Consider the following 22,601-nt stretch of genomic DNA (forward strand, 5'->3'; position numbering starts at 1 on the left):
AAACAGCTGATTATCAAATGAAATCAAATTGATGGGATTTCTCCTAACGTCGAAATGACAAGTTATGAGGCAGCCTATTTGAACTTCGTTCAGATACTATTTTACTTACCGCATTGCCTTGTAAGCATTGATCAGGCCATTGGTAGAAGCATCGTGCGAGGTGACATTTTCATCCCCTTCCAGCTCAGGAAGAATCTTCTTGGCCAGTACTTTTCCAAGCTCCACGCCCCACTGGTCAAAGCTAAAGATATTCCAAATTGCTCCTTGGACAAAGATCTTGTGCTCGTAAATCGCTACCAGCGCTCCCAATGTATAGGGATCTACCTTTTTAACCAAAATGGAATTAGTAGGACGGTTTCCTTCAAACACCTTGTGCGGTGCCAATTTGGAAATTTCCGCTTCAGATTTTCCGGCTTTGGCAAGTTCCTCTTTCACCTCATCCAGTGACTTCCCGTTCATCAAGGCTTCTGTCTGCGCAAAGAAGTTGGAAAGCAACTTCGGGTGGTGGTCGCCTACAGGGTTATGCGAAATGGCCGGGGCAATAAAGTCGCAAGGGATCAAATGAGTACCTTGGTGGATCAATTGATAAAAAGCATGCTGACCATTGGTGCCGGGCTCGCCCCAGATGACGGGACCGGTAGTGTAGTCCACTTTTTCGCCATTTCTGGAAACATACTTCCCGTTACTTTCCATATTTCCTTGCTGAAAGTAGGCTGCAAAACGGTGCATGTACTGATCATACGGCAAAATGGCCTCCGAAGCAGCTCCCAGGAAATTGGTATTCCAAATACCGATCAAGGCCAGGATCACAGGGATATTTGACTCCAGGTCAGTTTCTCTGAAATGCTTATCTACCGCATGGGCACCTTCCAATAGCTTCTCGAAATTATCAAAACCGATGGCACAGGCAATGGGCAGTCCGATGGCAGACCAAAGCGAGTATCTTCCACCTACCCAATCCCAAAAGGCAAACATATTGGCCGTATCAATCCCAAATTCCGAAACGGCCTCGGCATTGGTGGACAATGCCACAAAATGCTTGGCTACGGCTGCCTCATCCTTGGCATGGTCAAGGAACCAAGATCTTGCCGTATGGGCATTGGTCATGGTTTCTTGTGTGGTAAATGTCTTGGAAGCGATAAAGAAAAGCGTGGTCTCAGCATCTACTTTTTTCAAGGTTTCGGCCATGTGCGTACCGTCCACATTAGAGACAAAGTAGATATCCAGGCTTTCATTCTGGTAAGGTTTCAGCGCTTCTGTCACCATTACAGGCCCCAGGTCACTTCCCCCAATACCGATATTCACCAGTGATTTGATGGGCTTTCCGGTGAAGCCTTTCCATTCACCGTTATTGATCTTATCGGCAAAGGCCTTCATCTGTGCCAACACGGCATTGACATCAGGCATCACATCCTTACCATCTACTTTCACAGGGGTATTGCTGCGGTTTCTCAAAGCGGTGTGAAGTACGGCTCTATCTTCTGTTTGGTTGATATGGGCACCGGTAAACATCGCTTCAATGGCCTCTCCCAGTTCGGTTTCCTTGGCCAGTTCAAAAAGTGATTTGAAGACTTCATCATCTATCCGGTTTTTGGAATAATCCACCAATATATCTTCAAAACGGGTGGAAAATTTTTCAAAGCGGCTATTGTCAGCAAAAAGTGATTGGATAGTTTGTGATTTTCTCTGATCAGCTAGCTGCGACAGCTTTTTCCAGGCTGCTGTTTGTGTTGGATTGGTATTTTTCATGTTTATTAGGTTGATTGGATGGCCATATATGGCAAACCCATGGTAAAATGAGCTTTCCAGTTATTGGTTGTAAAACAATTCAGTGAACAAAAATAAGATTTATATTTTGGCCATAAAATTAATCGGCACGAGTTTCAGTTATCATGTTGTTAATTTACGGTCAAAAAACTGGCCATTCATTATTTAACCAACCAACACTCATCGCTAAACACTCCCGACCCTCTCATTTTAAAGCCTTCTTGCGTATTTCTGCGTAGCCAAACTTTTGCTGGCCAACCAAAATACTTCTATATTTCTGGACTGCATAAATGCTCCAAATCATGAGAATTACTCCTTTTTTAGGCGTTTTTTGCCTCGTTTTGATTTTCGCCCCTAAGCTCCAGGCTCAAGACATTATCCCTCTCAATAAATATGGTAAAGAAATCAAGAAGATGGAAGAGGCCTACTACTACAAAAAATCATTTTCAGTCGAACAACAGCAAGAGACTTATCATATCTATGGAAGGGATTACAAGTTTACAGCGCTATGGATCTACTTTAAAGATGAGACAGGAAATACCACTTCCCTTCTAAAAACCAACTATGATTCATTGGGAAACAAAATCAGGATTAGCAAACAGGATTTCACAAAAAACTATACCGAAATCCAATACTTGGCTGATGAAAAGGCTGTCAGGTACTATATCACCAATGCATTGGGAATATTAATCGAAGGATGGATTATTGATGGCGAAAAAACCACTCAAGTAGATCGTGTATTGGAAAAGCCATCCTTTATGAATCAAGAGTACTTTTCGGATTTTTTGAAAAAAGAGCTCCAATATCCTCTTTACTCTCGCAGGTATGGTGAATCAGGCACTATACTCACTGCCCTACACATATCAAAAGAGGGAAAACTTAAGAAAATTGAAATTGTAAATAAAGAAACCTCTTATGATAGACTGGTTAAGGAAGCCAAACGATTTTTCGGAAAGTATGATGGTGCATTTCTCCCTGCCCAAGATCTGCAAGGCAAGCCTGTGGACGGCTATTTTATTTTTCCACTCAGATTTGTGTTAAATTGAACTTTTAAAATCATTGTTCACTCACGATCATGGAACTCAACCAGAATTTTCTCACTTCCCTGGAGACCCATTTTGGCAATAAAAAAGGCTACCCCTACGATATACCTTCCCTTGCCAACTTAAAGGAGCTTTCATTTGAGGCTCCTGTCACGTTCTTTGTCGGGGAAAATGGCAGTGGAAAATCCACCCTACTGGAAGCCATTGGGGTGGGCATGAGCCTAAATGCCGAAGGCGGCAGTAAAAATTTCAATTTCTCTACACAGGAAAGTCATAGTGCCCTATCGGCAGACATCAAATTCATCAAAGGCTATAGAAATCCCAAAGACAGTTTCTTTCTAAGAGCCGAGTCATTTTACAATGTAGCCTCCGAAATCGATCGGCTTGCAGGGGGCATCCATAAACACTATGGCAATCGATCATTACACAGCAGGTCGCATGGAGAATCCTTCTTGGCACTGATGGAAAACAGGTTCAGGGGAAATGGATTTTATCTCCTTGACGAAATAGAATCGGCCTTAAGTCCTGCCAGACAACTGGATGCCTTGGCCCAAATTGACCGTTTGGTAAAGCAACGGTCACAATTTATTATTGCCACTCATTCCCCTATTCTGTTGGCCTACCCCAATGCCCATATTTTGGAATTCTCCCATCAGGGCATACAAAAAACACCCTATGAGGAAACAGAAACCTATCGTGTCACCAAGGATTTTTTGGCGAATTACAAGCATATTCAGCATGTTTTGTTTGATCAATAAACACATCTCCAATAATTTTGGCGAATGTGATTAGCCTTTTTAACCCTCAAAACATCCAGCCTTCAAACCTTAAACCCCATAGTTAACATTCAATCCCTTATTTGTAAACATTTGGATACGTTTGGATAAAGGGGAGCTATATACCTTTACTGTACTAAAATAACCTATTTACGACCCGGACAATATGTACAGTACCAAGCTGATTTATGCCCTTATCCTAACGGCCGTTGTCACGGCATGTTCTTCCTCGGCAAGCAAGCCCGTTCAAACTGGAAATGGCATCACCATTTCCCTTCCTTCTGACGATCCCAACACACCTAAGCAAGTTCGGCTGGAAGTCATCACCGATAATATCATCCGGGTATCTTCCTCCCCACTGGACAAGCTGCCTCCTTCCAGCAGCCTAATGATCACAGACCAACTTCCCAGCACACCAACCTGGGAAAAAGTGGAAACAGCAGATTCCATCTGCCTGAAGACATCCCGGGTCCAAGCGTGGGCGTCCAAGCAGACAGGCGAAGTGACGTTTAAAGATGCCTCCGGTAACAGGATACTTCGCGAAGCCCCATCCGGTAAGGCATTTGGCCCACCTGCGGATCCTGATCAGGATGGCATTTTTTCTATCCGACAAAGCTTCGAAAGCGACGCCAACGAAGCCCTTTTTGGTCTTGGCCAGCAGCAAACCGGCCTATTTAACTACAAAGGCTACCATGTAGACCTCACCCAGTACAACGGCGTCGTGGCGGTACCTTTTCTGGTATCCAGTCGCAACTATGCCATTCTGTGGGACAATTACTCCATTACCAAATTTGGCGATGACCGGGATCCCTTGCCATTATCGGAGCTCAGGCTCTATGACGCCACCGGAAAGGAAGGCTTTCTCACCGCCACCTATGCCAATGACAAAAGCAGGCCCGATGAAGGCTTGATCGAACAAGAAGGCCACATTGCCTATACTTTTTTGGATGATTTGAACAAAATCCCCCAGAACTTTGACATGGCAAATGGAGTGGCCACCTGGAATGGAAAAATACAAGGCAGAAAAAATGGCACACATCGATTTTACATGACCTATTCAGGGTACCTCAAAGTGTGGGCTGCTGGGAAACTTATCGTAGATCGCTGGCGGGAAAGCTGGAATCCAGGACCATTGGTTTTTGGCATTCCATTGAATACTGAAAAAGCAACGGAATTTAAAATTGAATGGATTCCTGAATCCACCCAGTCTTTCCTCAGTCTAACATTCCTCCCTCCTGATCCACATAAAACAGAAGCCACCTATACCTTCCGTTCAGAAGCAGGCAAAATGCTGGATTACTATTTGGTGGCAGGCGATGACATGGATGAACTTATCTCGGGTTACCGTCAGCTTACCGGTAAAGCCCAGGTCATGCCAAAATGGGCCATGGGATTCTGGCAAAGCCGGGAACGGTACAAAACCCAAGCAGAGCTGCTGAACACGGTAGCCGAATACCGCAAGCGAAACATACCGCTGGACAATATCGTCCAGGATTGGTCCTATTGGCGGGAAGATGCTTGGGGAAGTCATGAGTTTGATCCCGAACGCTTTCCTGATCCAGAAGGAATGATCGATCAAGTCCATGAACAATATCATGCCCGAATCATGATATCGGTCTGGCCAAAATTCTACGAAGGCATCCAACATTACAAGGAATTTGACGAAAAGGGATGGCTATACAAACAAAACATCATCAACCGCCAGCGGGACTGGATCGGAGAAGGCTATATCAGTACGTTTTACGATGCCTTTAACCCCGGTGCCCGAAAGCTTTTCTGGAAACAGATCAACGAAAAACTGTACAGTAAAGGCATTGATGCCTGGTGGCTGGACGCCACCGAGCCCGATGTCCTTTCCAATGCTTCCATCAAACACCGAAAAAACCTGATGAACCCTACGGCCTTGGGATCGGCCACTGAATTTTTCAATGGCTATCCCCTGGTCAATGCCAAAGGCATCTATCATGGCCAGCGGACCACCAATCCGGACGAACGGGTCTTCATTCTCACCCGCTCTGGATTTCCCGGCATCCAACGATACGGAGCAGCCACTTGGAGCGGGGATATTTCTGCTAGATTTGATGAATTGGAGCAGCAGATTCCTGCTGGTCTGAATTTTTCCCTTTCGGGACTGCCCTATTGGACCACGGATATTGGTGGATTTTTTGTCGAGGACAAGTATGACCGGCCAGATCCGGAAGGTGAGGCCTTGGAAGAATGGCGTGAATTGAACACACGATGGTACCAATATGGTACATTTACACCCCTTTACCGTTCTCATGGCCAATATCCCTATCGGGAAGTATTTAATATTGCCCCTGAAGGCCATCCGGCCTATGAATCCATTGTCTTTTACAATAGGCTACGCTATCGGTTGATGCCTTATATCTATTCGTTGACAGGAAGTGTCCACCATGATGACTATACCATCATGCGACCATTGATCATGGACTTTGGCGACGATACGGCTGTCAGGAAAATCGATGACCAGTTTATGTTTGGTCCTTCTATTTTGGTCAATCCCGTGTACCATTACAAGGCTACCAGCAGAGATATCTATTTCCCCAAAGGAGCAGGCTGGTACGATCTCTTAACGGGAGCTTATCAAGAAGGGGGTGTTCAAAAAAGCGTAGCCGCGCCATATGGAAAGATCCCTTTGTATGTGCAGGCGGGCAGCATCATCCCATTTGGCCCAGCGATCCAATACACCGATGAGAAAGCAGCAGCAGAGATCACCCTTTTTGTATACGCCGGCCAAAATGGAAGCTTTGAGCTCTACGAAGACGAAGAAACCAATTACAACTACGAACAGGGACGGTTTTCAATCATTCCGATAACATACGACAACGATAACAAAACGCTGCGCATTGGTGAGCATAAAGGAAACTTCAAGGGCATGTTGGCTTCCAGGACTTTCAGGGTCATCTTGGTAGAAAAAGACCTTCCTGTGGCTTATGACCCTGATTTATCCACAAAGAACACCATCAATTACACTGGTAAAGCAGTAAAAATGAAATTGAGAAATTAAAAATTAAACAAAAGTCAATAAAGTTGAATTTTAGTTAATTTTGGGTTTTATAATAAAAACAAAAGGGCCTCATGGTGTCATGAAGCCCTTTTTTATGGTTTGATAGTTCGTACTTAATCTTGTTTTAGGAATTCCCTTAGCACATAATGAAGAATACCGCCATTCTTATAATAAGCGATTTCCACTTCTGAGTCCAAACGACAGACCACCTCAAAATTCACCACAGCACCTCCATCTTTCCTGGCTGTGGCATTCAGCTTCTTCTGTGGACTGAGCCCTTCGGTGATTCCCTCAATGGTAATTTCCTCTTTGCCATCTAGCCCCAAACTTGACGCAGACTGTCCTTCGGCAAATTGTAAAGGAAGCACACCCATTCCCACCAGGTTGGATCGATGGATACGTTCATAACTTTCTGCTATGACCGCATGGATTCCCAGTAGAGTGGTTCCTTTGGCCGCCCAGTCACGCGAGGACCCACTTCCGTACTCTTTACCCGCCAATACCACCAATGGAGTGTTGTCCTTCTGGTATTTTTCGGAGGCTTCAAAGACGGTCATTTCTTCGCCGGAAGGAATGTAGGTAGTATACCCCCCTTCTCTGGAAGCCAGTTGGTTTTTGATCCGTACATTGGCAAAGGTTCCCCTGACCATTACTTCATCATTCCCCCTTCTGGATCCATAGGAGTTGAAATCTTTTTTCTCCACTCCCCTCCCCACAAGATATTGGCCGGCCGGGGAGCTTTCGGCAAAAGCCCCTGCTGGAGAGATATGGTCTGTGGTGATAGAATCCCCCAATTTTAAGAGCACTCTCGCTCCTTGGATGTTTTGTGGTTCTGGTACTTCACTGCTGATGCCCTGGAAAAAAGGTGCTTCCTTGATATAGGTAGACTTATCTGACCATTGGTACACCTTATCACTTGGTGCCTGCAGGTTTTTCCATTGCTCATTTCCTTCAAAGATCTCCCCATAGTTTTTTTCAAAATCACCAGGGTTTAGGACTTTCCCCATCACCTCAAAGATTTCATCATTGCTTGGCCAAATATCCTTGAGAAAAACTGGCTCCAAGTTTGGATCAAATCCCAGTGGTTCTTCATTAAGGTCCACATCTACCCGCCCGGCAAGGGCATAGGCTACTACGAGCATCGGTGACATCAGGTAATTCATCTTGACCTGTGGATGCACGCGGGCTTCAAAGTTTCTGTTTCCGGACAGTACTGAGGCCACGACCAGGTCATTTTCTTCCACTGCATGGGCAATGTGCCTGGGCAGCGGACCGGAATTACCAATACAGGATGTGCAGCCATAGCCAACGATATGAAATCGCAATGCTTCCAGGTCATCCAAGAGGCCGGAGTTTTCAAGGTAATCGGTTACCACCTTGGAACCTGGCGCCAGAGATGTCTTGACCCATGGCTTGACGTCGAGTCCGCGTTCACGTGCTTTTTGGGCTACCAGCCCAGCTCCGATCATCACACTTGGATTGGAGGTATTGGTACAGGAAGTAATGGCCGCAATGACAATGCTTCCATCAGAAAGCGCAAATTCCTCATTGTTGATCTTCACTTCTACGGTTTTAAGACCGTTTTTGGTCTTGGTAGCTATTTCCACATCGTCAGGAAGATCACCAGGTTTATCCACGGGCTGGCCACCTCCTTCACTAAACCAGCGGCTCTTGTCACGCTTATCGATGGGGATATATTCCCTCCCGTGCACTTCTTCTAGTAATTCGCCAAATTTATCCTTAAAGTTTCGTACCAAAATTTTATCCTGAGGGCGCTTAGGACCCGATACTGTAGGCTCCACTGTGCCAAGATCGAGTTCTACCAGACTACTGTATTTCACCGACTCCTCATCCTCACGCCACAGCATGTTGGCTTTTGCATAATCTTCTACCAGTTTGATTTGGTCCCTGGACCTATTGGTCTTGCTCATATAGTCTAGTGTACGATCATCTATGGGGAAATAAGTCACTGTACAGCCAAACTCAGGGGACATATTGGAAATGGTCGCCCTATCCGGAACGGTAAGGGTATCCAAACCAGGACCAAACACTTCCACAAACTTCCCTACCACGCCGTGCTTGCGCAAAAGCTCAGTAATGGTCAGTACCATATCGGTAGCGGTCGTTCCCAAAGGCAATTTACCGGTCAGTTTCAATCCTACCACCTGGGGCATGATAAAATAAATGGGCTGACCAAGCAAGGCTGCTTCCGCTTCAATGCCTCCTACTCCCCAACCGACTACACCGATTCCATTTACCATAGGTGTGTGTGAATCAGTGCCGACCAGGGTATCCGGAAATACATTGCCATCACGCTCGATCACGCCTTTGGCCAGATATTCCAAGTTCACCTGGTGACAAATCCCCATGCCAGGAGGAACCACAGAAAAATTATCAAAGGATTTTTGTGCCCACTTCAAAAACTCATAACGTTCTCCATTTCGTTCATACTCCACATCCACGTTTTTCTTATAAGAATAATTGGTGCCAAAATAATCCACTTGGACGGAGTGGTCCACGACCAGGTCCACGGGGATCAGTGGATTGATCTTTTGTGGATCTTTACCTTTACGCACTGCCTCCGCCCGTAATGAGGCAATATCCACCACGGCAGGTACTCCTGTAAAATCCTGCATCAAGACCCTTGCAGGTTTAAAGGGCACATCTTTATCTGATGCTTCCGGTTTCCAATTTAGAAGGGTCTCGGTATGCTCTTTGGTGATTGCAAAGTCATCATAGTTCCGAAGGGCATTCTCCAGCAATATCCGAATCGAAAACGGAAGCTGGTTGATCTTATGACCTTGTTGCTGCAATGACGCCAAACTCCAGTAGTTTAGCTTACCTTTTGCAGTATCAAGTTGCTTTTTGATATGATAAGGATCTAGTGACATATGTTTTTTATGGTTATAAATGGTAAAAATAGTTTCTATATGATAACTGCTTAAAAAACAGTATGATTCCTTAATATAAGATTTTTTACAGTAAATTGTAAGCTGATATTTAGGGCATACTGCCCGAAACTGATAATTTGATACACCTAAACTCACCCGCACTATGAAAGAAGTGCTTTATGCATTTTCTGTTATATTTATCATCGCAACATTAATGCCACTGGTAAAAAAAGACTATTGGACTTTTCGGGTTTTTGATTATCCCCGCTTCCAAAAGCTATTGTTAATATCGGCAACATTAATTTGCTGGACTTTTGTGGATTATGACCAATTATCAAAAGTAGATTTCGGGATCATTATTACCCTTGTCCTACTATGTATTTTTCTCCTAAAACAAATCATACCCTATTCACCATTTCATACTAAAATGGTCAAATCGGCCAATGCCCAAGAAAAGACAACGGTCAAAGTGCTCGTTGGAAATGTTTATCAGTACAACAAAGATTACGATCGATGCCTTCACTTGATCAACGAGGAAAATCCTCACCTTTTTATGCTGGTAGAAACAGACCAGGGCTGGGCGGACGCCATGGCAGTACTTAAAGAGGAGTATCCCTATCAAGTAGAACTCCCGCTGGAAAACACCTACGGCATGCTACTCTATGCCAAGTTTCCACTTAAAAACACCGAAATCAATTACCTCATTGATGAAGACATTCCTTCTATTTTCACTGATCTACAGATGGAAGGACAACTCATTAAGCTTTTTGCCATCCACCCGACCCCACCTGTGCCAGGGGAAAACACCCACAGTACTGAAAGAGACGCAGAGATATTGATTGTGGGGGAAAAAGCCAAATCTGAACGTAGTCCCACCATCATCATGGGTGATCTCAATGATGTGGCCTGGAGCTATACCACTGAACTTTTCCTAAAGATCAGTGGTATGGGAGATCCAAGAATAGGACGTGGTATGTATAATACCTTCCATGCCAACTATCCCTTCCTTCGATGGCCCTTGGATCATATATTCTTAAGCAATCAATTTCGACTCAAAAAAATAAAGGTGCACCCTTCCATTGGATCGGATCATTTCCCCATTAGTGCGGATTTGGTTCTTGATAAAAACAATGATAACGAGCAGTTGGAGGCTAGTGCTGAAGAAAAAGCAGAGGCAAAAGAGAAAATCGTCAGCGGAATGGAATTTTAATGAACCCTTCAAAAAACCACCTCAAGTGTAAAAAAACCTATATTAATTGTAAATTACCAGCCAATGGTAAACAACAACTAAAAGACGGCTATCCTTTCCGAACGGCCGTCCATTTATGCAAATGCTATTTTAGATTATTCACCCCCCTTTTCAGCTTCCTCTGCGGCTTTGGCCTCAGCCTTCTCCTTACGCTTATGCGCCTTTCTCATGATCCAGGCATACTTAAGAGCTTCCAAGTTCTCATTGAGCAGCGTGGTAGTGGTTTCAGTATTTTTAATCGTTGTTTTGATATAATCGGCAAACTCCTCATCGTTGAGCAGCATTCCCATAGCATTGTCGTTCGAATTCAGTTTTTCACTGGCATCCTTAAAGTTTATCGCTGCCTCTGTGGCGGTCATACTGGTATTCTCCAGTTCATAAGCTGTCTTTTTCAAACTGGAATAAACCGTCGTATCGTGGGACAATTCATAGAGAATGGTACCCTCCCTGTCCAAATTGGCCGTGAAATCTCCCAAATCGCGGGAAATACGACTGCTATTGGCCGCCGTACGCTCTAAGCTGGCCACCGTGTTTTTAAAGTTAGCGGCCAACAGGCTATCGGTAAGCACCGCTCCTATGATGCCTTCACCATTGGCGATTTTTCCGGTAAGTACTTTCAAGTCATTGGTAATGGAAACAAGGTTTTGGTTATTTTCCTGCAATGTCTCCATCATATTATCGGTATCCAACGGCATGACGGCCTGCAAGCGGTCTCCATTCTCAATAGCTGGTGCTTGGGTAGTCCCCCCGTAGATCACGATAATTTTGTTACCGATCAATCCGTCGGAACTGATGGTGGCCTTGGAGTCCTTACGGATATAATCCTTACTGGCTGCATCCACGTTCATGGAGATTTCGACCTGCGAATTACCATAAAATTTGATGGAGGTTACCGTACCGATCTTCACCCCCGAAAACCAGACGTTGTTCCCTGGCTGGAGTCCTTGGACATCATCAAAAACAGCTTTTAGCCCCACACTCTTTACAAAGACCTTTTGCTGGGCTCCCAATGTCAAAATACCGACAACCGCAATGATAATCCCTACCAAAACGAATATTCCAACGATTACTGATTTTTTATTATCATTTCTCATTATGTAATGAAATTATAGTCATAAAATGATTTCACTCTTTGATCTTCCGGTGTTTTAAACACCTCTTCGAATTTTCCTTCAGCGCCGAATTGGCCATCCAAAAGTACCGCTACCCTGTCCCCGGTTTCCCTGGCACAGGTCAAGTCATGGGTAATGATGATGGATGAGGTATTGTAATTTTCCCTTACTTCATTGATAAGGTTATTGATATCGCTACAGGTAATTGGATCTAGTCCCGCAGTAGGTTCATCATAAAGCATGATCTCCGGCTTGAGAATAAGCGTCCGGGCGATACCGATCCTCTTTCTTTGTCCACCGGAGAGTTCCGAGGGCATCTGGTTAATGGTCTGTGACAATCCCACTGCCTCAAGAACCTCCTCTACCATTTTATCTTTTTCAGTCCTGCTCAGCCCCTTTACATTCCTTACCAATGGAAACTCCAGGTTTTCACGGACAGTCATGCTGTCATAGAGTGCGCTGGCCTGAAATGAAAACCCGATCTTTAGCCGTAGCTCATTAAGGTCGTTTGCCTTGAGGTTGGAAACTTCCTTTCCCAGGACGTTCATGATCCCTTCGTCCTGGGTCAGTAAACCCACCATGATTTTGATCAACACGGATTTACCAGTACCGGATTTACCCAGTACCACTACGTTTTCGCCCTTGTAAAGGTCCAGATCCACTCCCATCAGCACATCCAGTTCTCCAAAAGACTTTTTCAATCCCCTGACTTCTACTACTTTTTCTCTCATAGATTAGGACATTCTGATAAAGTTAACAATCTGTAATGCCAGCAATTCTTCGATAAAGATCAAAAACATCGCCAATACCACCGAGGCATTCGCTGCTTTGCCCACTCCTTCGGTACCTTTGGAAGAATGGTATCCTTTATAGCATCCCACTATTCCGATAGTAAAGCCGAATACCAGTGATTTAATAATGGATGAAAAGATATCCAGAAAAGAAATGGCTTCAAACACCTGTACAAAATAAGTGGAAAAACTTACACTTTCACTACTGTTTACTGAAAGAAAAGCCCCCATTAACGCCAAAAAGTCCGTGTACATCACCAGTACAGGAATCATGAAAGTGGTGGCCAGTACACGGGTGACCACCAAAAACTTAAACGGATTGGTTGCCGACACCTCCATGGCATCGATCTGTTCGGTTACTTTCATAGAACCAATCTCCGCACCGATACTGGACCCCACTTTACCTGCAGCGATCAGCGCAGTTACCAATGGCCCCATCGCCCGCACAATCGCAATGGAAATCAAGGACGGCAACCATGAGGTCGCACCAAACTCGGACAGGGATGGACGAGATTGGTTGGTGAAAACAATCCCCACAATAAAGCCTGTCAGGGAGATCAGTGCCAAAGAATTATAGCCAATTTTATAACATTGGCGCATTACCTCCTTAAACTCATAAGGAGGCACCCATACTTCCTTAAAGAAGCGTTTGAGAAATGCAAAAGCATCCGCCAAACCTAACATCATCGAATCGATCTTAGGACTGATCAAGTGCTCTCTTTTATTGGATTTATTAGCCATAAAGTATACTTGAATGTGCGAAACTAATAATTTTAGCTCGATTAGACTTATTTAAAAACGATTAATGCATCACAAAATATCTCCCAGGGATTCTTTCTTCAAAGGTTTCACTAAAAAACCACTGACCATGTCATATTGTTTGCTCCGCTCCTCATCCCTTGGATCGATAGAAGAAGAGAGCATCCGGACTTCCACGTCTATTTCACGCTCGACCAATTGATCCAAAAAGTCCCATCCCTTCATCTCTGGCATATTGATATCTAGCAAAAGTAAGTCCACTTTATTTTCCTCTAGCCATAATAGTGCCTCAACTGGATTTGCAAAAAAATACAAATCCAACCGGGGATTGTTTTTCAGCAACAGCCTTTTATTTATCAGGTGCTGTACTTTGTCATCATCCACGATTAATATGGACTTTGAACGATGATCAGTTATTGGTGTATTTAATTGGTTATGTACCATCTCATCCGCGAGTATTTCATTCATTCTTTTTACTTCTTCGTCAAGCTCTTCCGAGGATTGTTTTAGTAACTCAATGACTTCCTTACTTGCATGACCTTCCTTGATGAAGTTGACCATTCCAAGCACATTGGAAAGTGGTCTTCTGAGGTTATGGGAATTCATAAAGGCAAACTTCCGAAGACGATCATTTTGCTCTTTTAGTGAAGTGTTTAACATTTCCTTTTCTATCATATTCTGATGAATGGTAGTATTATCTACCGCTGCCACCATCAGCTTTTCTTTCCTGTTTCTAAGGAATGGAACAAAGTATAAATCCACCATTCTTTTCTCACCATTTCTATCACGTAATTCACACTTCTTTATCGACTGTTTTTGGGCGGTATAAACTTCCTCTAAGCGTTTCCTGGAAATCCCAGAAAAAACATCAAAACCGATGGCATTTTCCCGCTGTATTTTATCTCCAAAAATGATAGCAGCCATATCATTGGAATTAACGATTTTTCCAGACTGTTTGTCCACCACCCACATGCTTATCGGGATGTTATCAAAGATCACTTCATACCCCTCCCACACTCTCCGATCCATCTTCGTCGAACGCTCCACCAACAGGTATATCAATCCCCCTGAAGCCCCTACAAAAAGAATGGCTTTGGCCACTTCAAAGGTAACCGTTTTGGATAGCCCTAAAGCCTCCTGAAACTGGTCAAGGAACAAGGAAGAAAAAGTCACCCAACTTCCTCCTATGAGAATATAGATAATGGCTATCCTGAGACTAGACTTCATTCGAATATTAGCTTGCAAACTAAGATATAAAAAATATCACCGCAAAACCCTATGGAAGCTCAATATCAAGGGTATATTTTGTTTTAGACTAAACTAAAAAATTAAACCAAGACTAAATTAGTTAAGACTAAAAAAGTTTTATATAATTATATTTCAGATACTTAATATGGTTTAATTAAAGTAAAAATTTATATTCAATACTATTTCCTAACTACAATTTAATTTGGCTCCATAATCCTTAACCCCTGAGCTTTTCTACATGTTAATGGCATTGACTTAGATGATTGTTTTTTCATTTATCCCGTTTACACCAGGTCAAATCCTACCTGATCTTAGCTGAATCCTCCCGCACCTTTAGGAAAAAAAACAGCACAAAAAGGACCGTCAATCCCCCCTACCATCCTACCCCAATGGGCTGTGATTCGCGTTGGATCCGAGCACACTTTTCCCTGCATATCTTTCCAAATCCTGTCCTGTTTACTTGACTAAAAAACCATCAAAAAAATTTCCTTCATGGGAAGTTTATCCTTAACTTCAGTACAGTGAAAGAAGCCGGATCAGCCATCCCGGAAAAGTACTGCTACCGGTAAAAACCCAGATAAAAAACCGGCTGTTTTGAGGTGAAAAAAATTTAGCTTTTCAAGCTTACTTTTTGCCCCAAAAAGCCCTGATAAAAAAAGAAAAATCCAAGGCCATTTCATTCCCAATAACACGCCATAAAACGGTCAAAAAAATGATAAAATTCCTCTCCATATTCGCCCTGCTAATTAGCTTACTTTCGTCCGCTTTTGCACAAGAAAAATACGACGAAGAACTGGTAAAAAAATACCAGGCTGACGATTATGGGATGCGGAAATATGTCATGGCATTTCTGAAAAGAGGTCCAGATGTGGAACGCTATTCTGAAGAAGAAAGAGCTAAAATCCAACAGGGCCATATGGCACATATTGGAAAAATGGCAGCGGAAAAAAAACTTGTTTTAGCTGGTCCCTTCTACGGTGAAGGAGCGCTTCGGGGAATCTTTATCTTTGATCTGGACGATATCAAAGAAGCTGAAAAACTCACTTCCGAAGACCCTGCTGTCAAGGCGGGCGTGCTCAAAATAGAACTGCTGGAATGGTATGGATCGGCGGCAGTGATGGCCATTCCCGAAATCCATGAGAAAATACAGAAAATAGCTTTTTGACCTCCAATTTTGATGGCTCTTGGTCAAGGTTAGTTTGACCAAGAGCCGTCAACTATGGTCAAGTGCTACATCTGGATTCCTGAAAGCTCTACCATCTTGCCTCCTTGTAACTATCTTCCACAAATTTCCTTATAGGGGCAATATTGACATTTCTTCAAATCATCAGTTTGGTCAAAGGCAATGGTCTTATCAAATATCTCCGAGAGCATTGCTTTTAACCCTTCTTCAAACTCCTGCTGATAATCCAGGTAGTTATTCAGTTCATCCCTTTCTCCTCTGCCTTCTTTTAGCTGCAGATAAGGATTAAAATCGTCTTTGAATATCTCCTTTAGGTTAAATATAGCCGGTTTGAGCGGTGCTTGGTTTTGGGGAAATTTAGCTTGGTACAGCAGGCCATAGATCAACGTTTGCATGGCCGCTTTGTTTCTCTTGGAATCCTCCCGGTCAAAAAGTGATAGAATGGATGGGAAGTCCTTGATATCCTGGCCAGACTTATAATCGATCAGGCGCACCACGCCATCTTGTTTGTCCACACGGTCTATAATGCCTTTTAATGCTACCGCATAAACCACTTCGTTTGCCCGTACTGATAGGGCAGTTTGATAGCTTACATCCTTTTCCAGGGAAACCAATTCAAAAGGTGCTCCCTTCTGATCCCATTTCAGGAGCTCGTCAATGTACTTTTTCATCACATCCCGGACGATCGCCAGCTGGCCACTCAAACGGGTATCAGCTTCTTCATCGAGATGATAAAATTCCCGGATGGCCTTTTCAATAGATGGTGCGATATATTTACTTAACTGCTCAAAATCCTCTTTTTGGACCACTTTTCGCTGCTTCCTTTCCATAAATCCCTTGTAAAGGTACTCCAGGCTATAATGGGCAAGGTTACCAAATACTGCTGGACTCACCTCTTCCTCCACTTTATCCTTCTCGTTGATATTGGCCAAATAGCGAAAATAGAACTTCAACCGACAGTCCAGCCATATACTCAAAGCCGACGGGGAAAATGCCGTCTCTGCCCGCCCATCCTCCTTGACCAGGTATTTTTCCAATAACTGCATGACCTCATCGGTTTTGACAATGGTGATGGCCTCTCCTTGATGGCCATCCACTGGAACGAACACCACCTCCTCGGCAATATCCTTGTTCATTTCCATGGTCATCTGACGAATATAACGGCTCATCTCACCTACTTTTCCCTGATCTGCAGCGGTGGAATAGATCAGATGCACTTCCTCTGCCCGATGGAGAAGCCTATAAAAAGTATAGGCGTATATGGCATCATTTTGTTCTTGGACGGGCAGTCCAAATGCCTTTCTGATGTTGAATGGGATGAGGGAATTCAGGGAGGCTGACGGCGGAAAACTACCTTCATTCATATTTGCAATGATCACGCGCTTAAAATCCAGGTTACGGGACTCCAGCACCCCCATCACCTGCAAGCCCGCAAGAGGCTCCCCTTCAAAAGGCAACCGTACCTCCCGAAAAACCTGCCTAAACAACCTGATAAAGAACTCCAGGTTAATGGAGATTGACTCCTGTTTCTGAAAAACATCCTTAAGGCGGGTAAGCTGTTTGTGACATTGGTAAAGGTAACTTCGCTGGAGCTGGTCATCCTCCAGTCGTTCTGCTAACATAAGCATAAGGCTTTCCAAATAAGCGAATAACCCCGTAGTTTCCAGCTTTTGGAAGATCAGCTCAAAAAGTTCACCACCAGATTGCAGTACTGTCTGTGAGATATAAACTTGGTTTTTCCGTTGAATGCTGTCCAAAAGTTCCCCCACAAAATGAACCTTCTCCGTCTTGAGGTATGTCGTAGAAAGCAGCTCCTTTACCGCCTGATGATAAAAGGTCACGGTGCCTTCCTCCACCTTCACATAGCGCTGAAGCTCCAAAACAGCCTCCAAAAACGCATAAACGGGGGCATTCCGGACAGGATATCCCATCGTGACGTTCACCTTATCCAAGTGGCCAGGAAGTTGGTTCATCACCGGAAACAGCAATTGCTCATCAGGCAAGATGACCACCGTTTCCTCTGGATGCTCATCTTTGCCAATTTCTCCCAAAACACTCCCGATCAAATTTGCTTGGTTGATCTTTAGCGGGGTTTGGTAAACCTTCGTTTTTGCTTTGGTCTGCCGGATGTGGTGGGGTATGGTTTTGGGAAACGTAGGCCCAAGCACCTTGTCCTTTTGGTACTCCCTAAAAAAAAGCCCGGCCTCTTGCTGATAGTCTTCCAGGTAAAAAGCATCCAAATCCCAATAAACCGAAGCATCAAAAGCCTCCACAAAATGCTTGATCAATTTCTCCTCAGTTCCGGTAAAAGCATTAAACCCGACAAATGCATAATGCAAGTCAGGTTGCTCCAGCTCGGCAATATTTTCGGCCACCTGTCGATAAAGCATGCCCGAATAGGCATAACCTGTGAGCTCAAGTTCACTTTTAAACCGCTCGTAGAGTGGTCCAAGCAATTCCCAATAACGGATAAACCTATCCTTGTGACCATTCTCCCCCAACCTTCCCTCACGCTCAAATGATTTCCAGAACTGCTTCACCAAGGCTATTTGACCATCGGTCAAGAAACTCAAATCCGTCTCTATTTCCTTAATTTCTGAAACTAACTTATATAATTTGGTCGGATCGACCATAAACTGGTCGATGTCGTTAAAGTCCTTCAGGATCATCTCTCCCCAAAAGTAAAACCGGTCAAAAGGCTCTGCGTCTACCTGCAATTCACGATAAACTCGATACAGTTCAAAAATCAAGGTCAACTGGTCGGCCGGTTTGTTATGGGCAAATTTGTAAAATAGCTCCTCAATGGTAATTACCGAGGGCATCCACTGTGGACGATCGATCAACTTGCCCAAATGCTGTATAAAAAACAATCCAGCCCTTCTATTGGGAAGCACTACTGCTACTTTGCTGAGGTCGTCATGCTTCTGTAATAAGTCGGATGCGGTATCTTTAAGGAAACTCTCCATTTATTGGTTACTGGTTATTAGTTATCGAATAGAATTGTAATTGGTATAAGTCCACTGCCGGCAGTCCGCAGCTATCCCCTCTATCACTGAAGTAGGCTTTAGGCCTTCGGCCAATTAGCCTTGATTCCCTATCACGGCGCACGGAATACTGCCTACTAACCTCTATTTAAAAGCCGTCACTGCGAAGCATGAGAAGGGAAATTTGAGAGAAGGAGCTGTGGCAGTCTCAGTATTACGGAATTGCCACGCCCTTTCCGACCCACACCCCATCCTAAAAGGCCTCACAATGAATAACATCGAATTCATAGTCGAGCTCAGGTTACTACCTATCACACTCACACCTCTATAATCTTCCCTGTTTCGAGATAGCACAGAAATCCTTTGACCTGATAGTCACCCAGTCCAGCCACCAGTGCCATGTATTCCCTTACCTGTCGTTGGTACTTTTCCAGTTCTTCCCCTGTTTTAAAGTCTATCACTTCAGCCACGCGGCCATTAATGACAATCCTGTCCGGTCGCTTTTGACGACCTCCAGGCAGCAACACCCCCTGCTCGGTCAGTACCCTGCTCTCTCCTTCGAACCAAGATCTAAATTTCTTATTGACAAAGAGCTTTTCCAATTGATCTCTGACGATTTCCCTCTCCTCTCGGTCCAACCTTCCTTCAAAATAAAAGGCCTGTAGCTGATCCATCGCTTCCTGTCGATTACTTGACTTTTCCAGCAACTCATGGATCAATACGCCAAAACTCCTTTTATGACGCTGCGCCAATCCCTCTTCACTGAAATCCACTGCGTATTTCTTGACTTCCAGTAGCTCGCCCCACTTCCTATGGTTCCAGGTCAACTGGTGATCCTTCGTCGGCCGGGTATCTGCCGATGTAATGGGCTTCTCCGGCCATGCTCCCCACTCGAACCTACCTGACTCATGGTCAAAAAAATCCGACAAGTCATGATCAGCTGTTTTAAGCCCTCCCTTATCCATAATTTCCAACAGGTTTTTCTCCAGTGGATTGGAAGAAGCCTTGCTTGAATTCTTTACTACTTTCTTTGGGCTTATGGTCCATAGCACTTCTTCTGCTCTGGTCAGGGCCACGTAGATCATGTTCAACGTATCCAAATAAGCCATGGTCACCTCTTCCAGGTGGATAGGCTGAAAGACCGAATCTGCCAGTTCTTTTTTCAGAGTTAGGGGAATAATGGCTTCCACGTCTTCCTCCACATCTCTAAAAGGGGACCAGATAATATTATCCTTGGAAAAGTCCACAATTCTCCACATCAGAAATGGCATCAAAACAACCTTGTATTGCAGTCCCTTGGATTTGTGGATGGTCACGATCGGCATAGCATCATGACCTTCAGGAATCTTTACGGTACGCTTCTGGCTGTTTTCCTCCCACCAATGGAGAAATCCGGCAAGGTCCGCCCGGTTATTGGCCACATAATCATAAACGGCTTCCTTAAAACCAGAAATATAGGCCAGTTCTGTACGCAATTCATAAAAGCCCAACAGGGCTACCAACTCTTCCAGTAACTCCATGAGGGGCAACTTGGCTATCCTGTGCTCCGCCGCTTCGAAGGCGGCAATTTTCTCTGCCAACCAATCCGGCTTATCCGATGAAGAGAAAACCTCATGGGAAATAGGCTTTCCGTTTAGCGAACTCCAGTAGAACCACAAAGTCTGGAAGGGTACGTGGTCTGACGGATCGGCCAAATAGTTCAAGGCAGCAATCAACCCCTTTACTGTGGCGGCCTTGTCCAAAAACATGGATTCATCAGAAACCACATCAAAGCTGTAATCCAATCCAGGATGCTCATGTTTATAGGCCATCAGGGCATCGGCGATCAGGGCACCTTGATGCTTTTTCCTGACCAAAAAGGCAATGTCCTTCGGCCGATAGCCATAGTCCTGCAGCTCCATGACCATGGTGGGTAACCTTTCCAGCACCATTTCACTATATCCCAAATCCTCTTCATCTCCCGTTTCTTCCAAAAACTCCATCCGCACCATACCTTGAAAATCCAGTTCGTTTTTAGCCGCCGGGACTTTCTGCGCCACATCCTGATAAGCTTTGGTCAAGATCCCTGGACTAGGGTGTCCGGTTTCCCGCTCGAAACTCCTTTCCAATTGCTCGGGCAACACGCTGAAAAGGGTGTTGTTAAAGGTGACCAGGTGCGGAAGTGAGCGGTAATTGGTATCCAGCCCTTTCACCGCTATCCGCGGAGAACCGATATCTCCTTCGACCTTCTCCAGCAATAGCTTCATATCCCCTCCTCTCCAGCGGTAAATGGATTGTTTGACATCCCCCACCACCAGATTGGTATGCCCATATCCCAGGGAGTTTTCCAGTAGGGGCCTAAAACTATCCCATTGGAAACCGGAGGTGTCTTGGAATTCATCGATTAAAAAATGCTTGTACTGGTTACCTACTTTTTCATAGATAAAAGGGGCATCATTCTCCTTGGTGATTTCCTTCAAGAAATCATTGGCATCGGAAATCATCAGGATATTTTCCTCATCCTTAATGTCCCTAAGCTCCTCCAGGAGATTTCTGAAAATGCCGTAGGCATAGAAGTTCTTGTCGATGGCCTGATAGGTCAGCCACTCTCGGCGAACGGGAACAAATTGCCCGAGAACATCCCCCAGTCCTGCATGGTAAGCCGAAATAATGGCATCTTTTTGTTTGCTTGTTTTGCTATACCATTTGGTTTCATCATCAATGGCTGCCTTCCTGCTTTCCGATAATTCGGGTATTGGGTTGGTTTTCTCTCCCAACTTATCAAACAATAAGGCGAACCCCCGCTTTCCACCGGAGAAATCTGTCCATTCCAATCCAAATTGTCGGCGAATGGCATCGGCCTGTTCTTTCATCTCGATGGCCTTTTTATGCAAGGCCTGTTTTTTGGTGTTAAGGTATTTTCTAAAAATCTCCAGGTTCCTTTCACTGGAAAGGAATTCCCTGATCAATTGCTGGTACTGCTTGAAATTTTCTGTAAAGATCTCCATTCCCAGGTCGCGGATATTGCTTCTGATATCCCAAGAGCTCCCTTCCTGAATCCTGGTCAATGCGTAATCCACTAACCATTTATGCAAATAGGGATCGTCCAAAACATGCTGGACCACCCGATCCACTACCCGCTCGAGAACAGCATCCTGGTCCAGTGCCACATCAAATTTAGCCTGCAGATCAATCTCCCTGGCAAATGCCCTGACTACTTTTTGGAAAAAACTATCAATCGTCGAGACAGAAAAATTGGCATAATCGTGTAGGATCGATGTGAGCACCTTGCTTGCCTGTGCTTTTAATCCTGCGTCATCCAGCTGCAAATGCTGCATCAATTGCTGGTCAAGATATTCATCTGGCCGCACTTCATCTTTAAGCCTTCCAAGTACCTCCAGTATGCGGCTTTTCATTTCCTGTGTGGCTTTGTTGGTAAAGGTAACCGCCAATATCCCCCTAAAGGCCATTGGATGGGCCAAGGCCAGTTTCAGGTATTCCAAGGTAAGTGTATAGGTCTTTCCTGAACCGGCAGAGGATTTATAGATGATAAAGGGCTTTGCTTCCATGGGCTTTAATTTAGGCAAAACAAGGGGAATTTTAAGGATATACAAAGCCTTTGACACTAACTGTCGTAATTTTCAGTAAATATAGAACCCTTATAAAAAGCGACGAAAAGTCTCATTCGATGATGACTGAAATCATGGGGCCTCTTTTCAAATTGCGATCCCCAATAATTCCCTATTTGCTGAAGTATCCCTATCTTCGCTCCAAAACGTAAATTTTATTCA

General features: G+C 44.4%; 13 protein-coding genes. 5 read left to right on the forward strand and 8 right to left on the reverse strand.

The annotated features are described in order from the left end of the window. Positions 1 to 105: 105 nt before the first annotated feature. Positions 106 to 1,749, reverse strand: coding sequence for a glucose-6-phosphate isomerase (gene pgi / locus FKX85_RS18930; RefSeq protein ID WP_141616221.1), 1,644 nt, complete (start codon positions 1,747 to 1,749; stop codon positions 106 to 108). A 320-nt stretch (positions 1,750 to 2,069) separates the two neighbouring features. On the opposite strand from pgi, the gene FKX85_RS18935 reads away from it, so the two are divergent. The 3 genes from FKX85_RS18935 to FKX85_RS18945 all read left to right on the forward strand — a co-directional run bounded on the left by FKX85_RS18935 (position 2,070) and on the right by FKX85_RS18945 (position 6,614). After that, a complete protein-coding gene (locus tag FKX85_RS18935) occupies positions 2,070 to 2,813 on the forward strand; it encodes an energy transducer TonB (protein WP_168196292.1) in 744 nt (247 codons plus the stop codon). A 29-nt stretch (positions 2,814 to 2,842) separates the two neighbouring features. After that, positions 2,843 to 3,568, forward strand: coding sequence for an AAA family ATPase (locus FKX85_RS18940; protein WP_141616223.1), 726 nt, complete (start codon positions 2,843 to 2,845; stop codon positions 3,566 to 3,568). Positions 3,569 to 3,752: 184 nt separating this feature from the next. Further along, positions 3,753 to 6,614: a TIM-barrel domain-containing protein gene (locus tag FKX85_RS18945; protein ID WP_141616224.1), complete on the forward strand. Its 2,862-nt coding sequence runs from the start codon at positions 3,753 to 3,755 to the stop codon at positions 6,612 to 6,614. A 113-nt stretch (positions 6,615 to 6,727) separates the two neighbouring features. Here FKX85_RS18945 and acnA read toward each other — a convergent pair whose 3' ends face one another. Then, a complete protein-coding gene (gene acnA, locus FKX85_RS18950; RefSeq protein WP_141616225.1) occupies positions 6,728 to 9,505 on the reverse strand; it encodes an aconitate hydratase AcnA in 2,778 nt (925 codons plus the stop codon). Positions 9,506 to 9,668: 163 nt separating this feature from the next. Here acnA and FKX85_RS18955 point away from each other — a divergent pair, with 163 nt between their 5' ends. Next, a complete protein-coding gene (locus tag FKX85_RS18955) occupies positions 9,669 to 10,715 on the forward strand; it encodes an endonuclease/exonuclease/phosphatase family protein (protein WP_141616226.1) in 1,047 nt (348 codons plus the stop codon). Positions 10,716 to 10,849: 134 nt separating this feature from the next. Here FKX85_RS18955 and FKX85_RS18960 read toward each other — a convergent pair whose 3' ends face one another. The 4 genes from FKX85_RS18960 to FKX85_RS18975 all read right to left on the reverse strand — a co-directional run bounded on the left by FKX85_RS18960 (position 10,850) and on the right by FKX85_RS18975 (position 14,643). Then, a complete protein-coding gene (locus tag FKX85_RS18960) occupies positions 10,850 to 11,848 on the reverse strand; it encodes an MlaD family protein (protein WP_141616227.1) in 999 nt (332 codons plus the stop codon). Continuing rightward, positions 11,848 to 12,597, reverse strand: coding sequence for an ABC transporter ATP-binding protein (locus tag FKX85_RS18965; protein ID WP_141616228.1), 750 nt, complete (start codon positions 12,595 to 12,597; stop codon positions 11,848 to 11,850). Before FKX85_RS18965 ends, FKX85_RS18960 begins: the two co-directional genes overlap by 1 nt. A 3-nt stretch (positions 12,598 to 12,600) precedes the next feature. Beyond that, positions 12,601 to 13,398, reverse strand: a complete 798-nt coding sequence (locus FKX85_RS18970) for an MlaE family ABC transporter permease (RefSeq protein WP_141616229.1) — start codon at positions 13,396 to 13,398, stop codon at positions 12,601 to 12,603. Positions 13,399 to 13,467: 69 nt separating this feature from the next. Further along, complete coding sequence (locus tag FKX85_RS18975; protein ID WP_141616230.1) at positions 13,468 to 14,643, reverse strand: response regulator; 1,176 nt, start codon at positions 14,641 to 14,643, stop codon at positions 13,468 to 13,470. A 733-nt stretch (positions 14,644 to 15,376) separates the two neighbouring features. On the opposite strand from FKX85_RS18975, the gene FKX85_RS18980 reads away from it, so the two are divergent. Next, positions 15,377 to 15,829, forward strand: a complete 453-nt coding sequence (locus tag FKX85_RS18980) for a YciI family protein (RefSeq protein WP_141616231.1) — start codon at positions 15,377 to 15,379, stop codon at positions 15,827 to 15,829. Between the two features lie 110 nt (positions 15,830 to 15,939). Here FKX85_RS18980 and FKX85_RS18985 read toward each other — a convergent pair whose 3' ends face one another. Continuing rightward, positions 15,940 to 18,813 carry a PD-(D/E)XK nuclease family protein gene (locus tag FKX85_RS18985; protein ID WP_141616232.1) on the reverse strand — a complete coding sequence of 958 codons (2,874 nt, stop codon included), beginning with the start codon at positions 18,811 to 18,813 and terminating at the stop codon, positions 15,940 to 15,942. 335 nt (positions 18,814 to 19,148) lie between these two features. Continuing rightward, positions 19,149 to 22,379, reverse strand: a complete 3,231-nt coding sequence (locus FKX85_RS18990; RefSeq protein ID WP_141616843.1) for a UvrD-helicase domain-containing protein — start codon at positions 22,377 to 22,379, stop codon at positions 19,149 to 19,151. Positions 22,380 to 22,601: the final 222 nt, after the last annotated feature.

The organism is Echinicola soli (assembly GCF_006575665.1).
GTDB classification, from domain to species: domain Bacteria; phylum Bacteroidota; class Bacteroidia; order Cytophagales; family Cyclobacteriaceae; genus Echinicola; species Echinicola soli.

What these genes read in the sequence shown, in the direction of transcription:
- FKX85_RS18945 (WP_141616224.1), top strand. Translation starts at nt 3,753, where the DNA reads ATGTACAGTACCAAGCTGATTTATGCCCTTATCCTAACGGCCGTTGTC.
- FKX85_RS18980 (WP_141616231.1), top strand. Translation starts at nt 15,377, where the DNA reads ATGATAAAATTCCTCTCCATATTCGCCCTGCTAATTAGCTTACTTTCG.
- FKX85_RS18940 (WP_141616223.1), top strand. Translation starts at nt 2,843, where the DNA reads ATGGAACTCAACCAGAATTTTCTCACTTCCCTGGAGACCCATTTTGGC.
- FKX85_RS18975 (WP_141616230.1), bottom strand. Translation starts at nt 14,643, where the DNA reads ATGAAGTCTAGTCTCAGGATAGCCATTATCTATATTCTCATAGGAGGA.
- FKX85_RS18970 (WP_141616229.1), bottom strand. Translation starts at nt 13,398, where the DNA reads ATGGCTAATAAATCCAATAAAAGAGAGCACTTGATCAGTCCTAAGATC.
- pgi (WP_141616221.1), bottom strand. Translation starts at nt 1,749, where the DNA reads ATGAAAAATACCAATCCAACACAAACAGCAGCCTGGAAAAAGCTGTCG.
- FKX85_RS18960 (WP_141616227.1), bottom strand. Translation starts at nt 11,848, where the DNA reads ATGAGAAATGATAATAAAAAATCAGTAATCGTTGGAATATTCGTTTTG.
- FKX85_RS18985 (WP_141616232.1), bottom strand. Translation starts at nt 18,813, where the DNA reads ATGGAGAGTTTCCTTAAAGATACCGCATCCGACTTATTACAGAAGCAT.
- acnA (WP_141616225.1), bottom strand. Translation starts at nt 9,505, where the DNA reads ATGTCACTAGATCCTTATCATATCAAAAAGCAACTTGATACTGCAAAA.
- FKX85_RS18990 (WP_141616843.1), bottom strand. Translation starts at nt 22,379, where the DNA reads ATGGAAGCAAAGCCCTTTATCATCTATAAATCCTCTGCCGGTTCAGGA.
- FKX85_RS18935 (WP_168196292.1), top strand. Translation starts at nt 2,070, where the DNA reads ATGAGAATTACTCCTTTTTTAGGCGTTTTTTGCCTCGTTTTGATTTTC.
- FKX85_RS18955 (WP_141616226.1), top strand. Translation starts at nt 9,669, where the DNA reads ATGAAAGAAGTGCTTTATGCATTTTCTGTTATATTTATCATCGCAACA.
- FKX85_RS18965 (WP_141616228.1), bottom strand. Translation starts at nt 12,597, where the DNA reads ATGAGAGAAAAAGTAGTAGAAGTCAGGGGATTGAAAAAGTCTTTTGGA.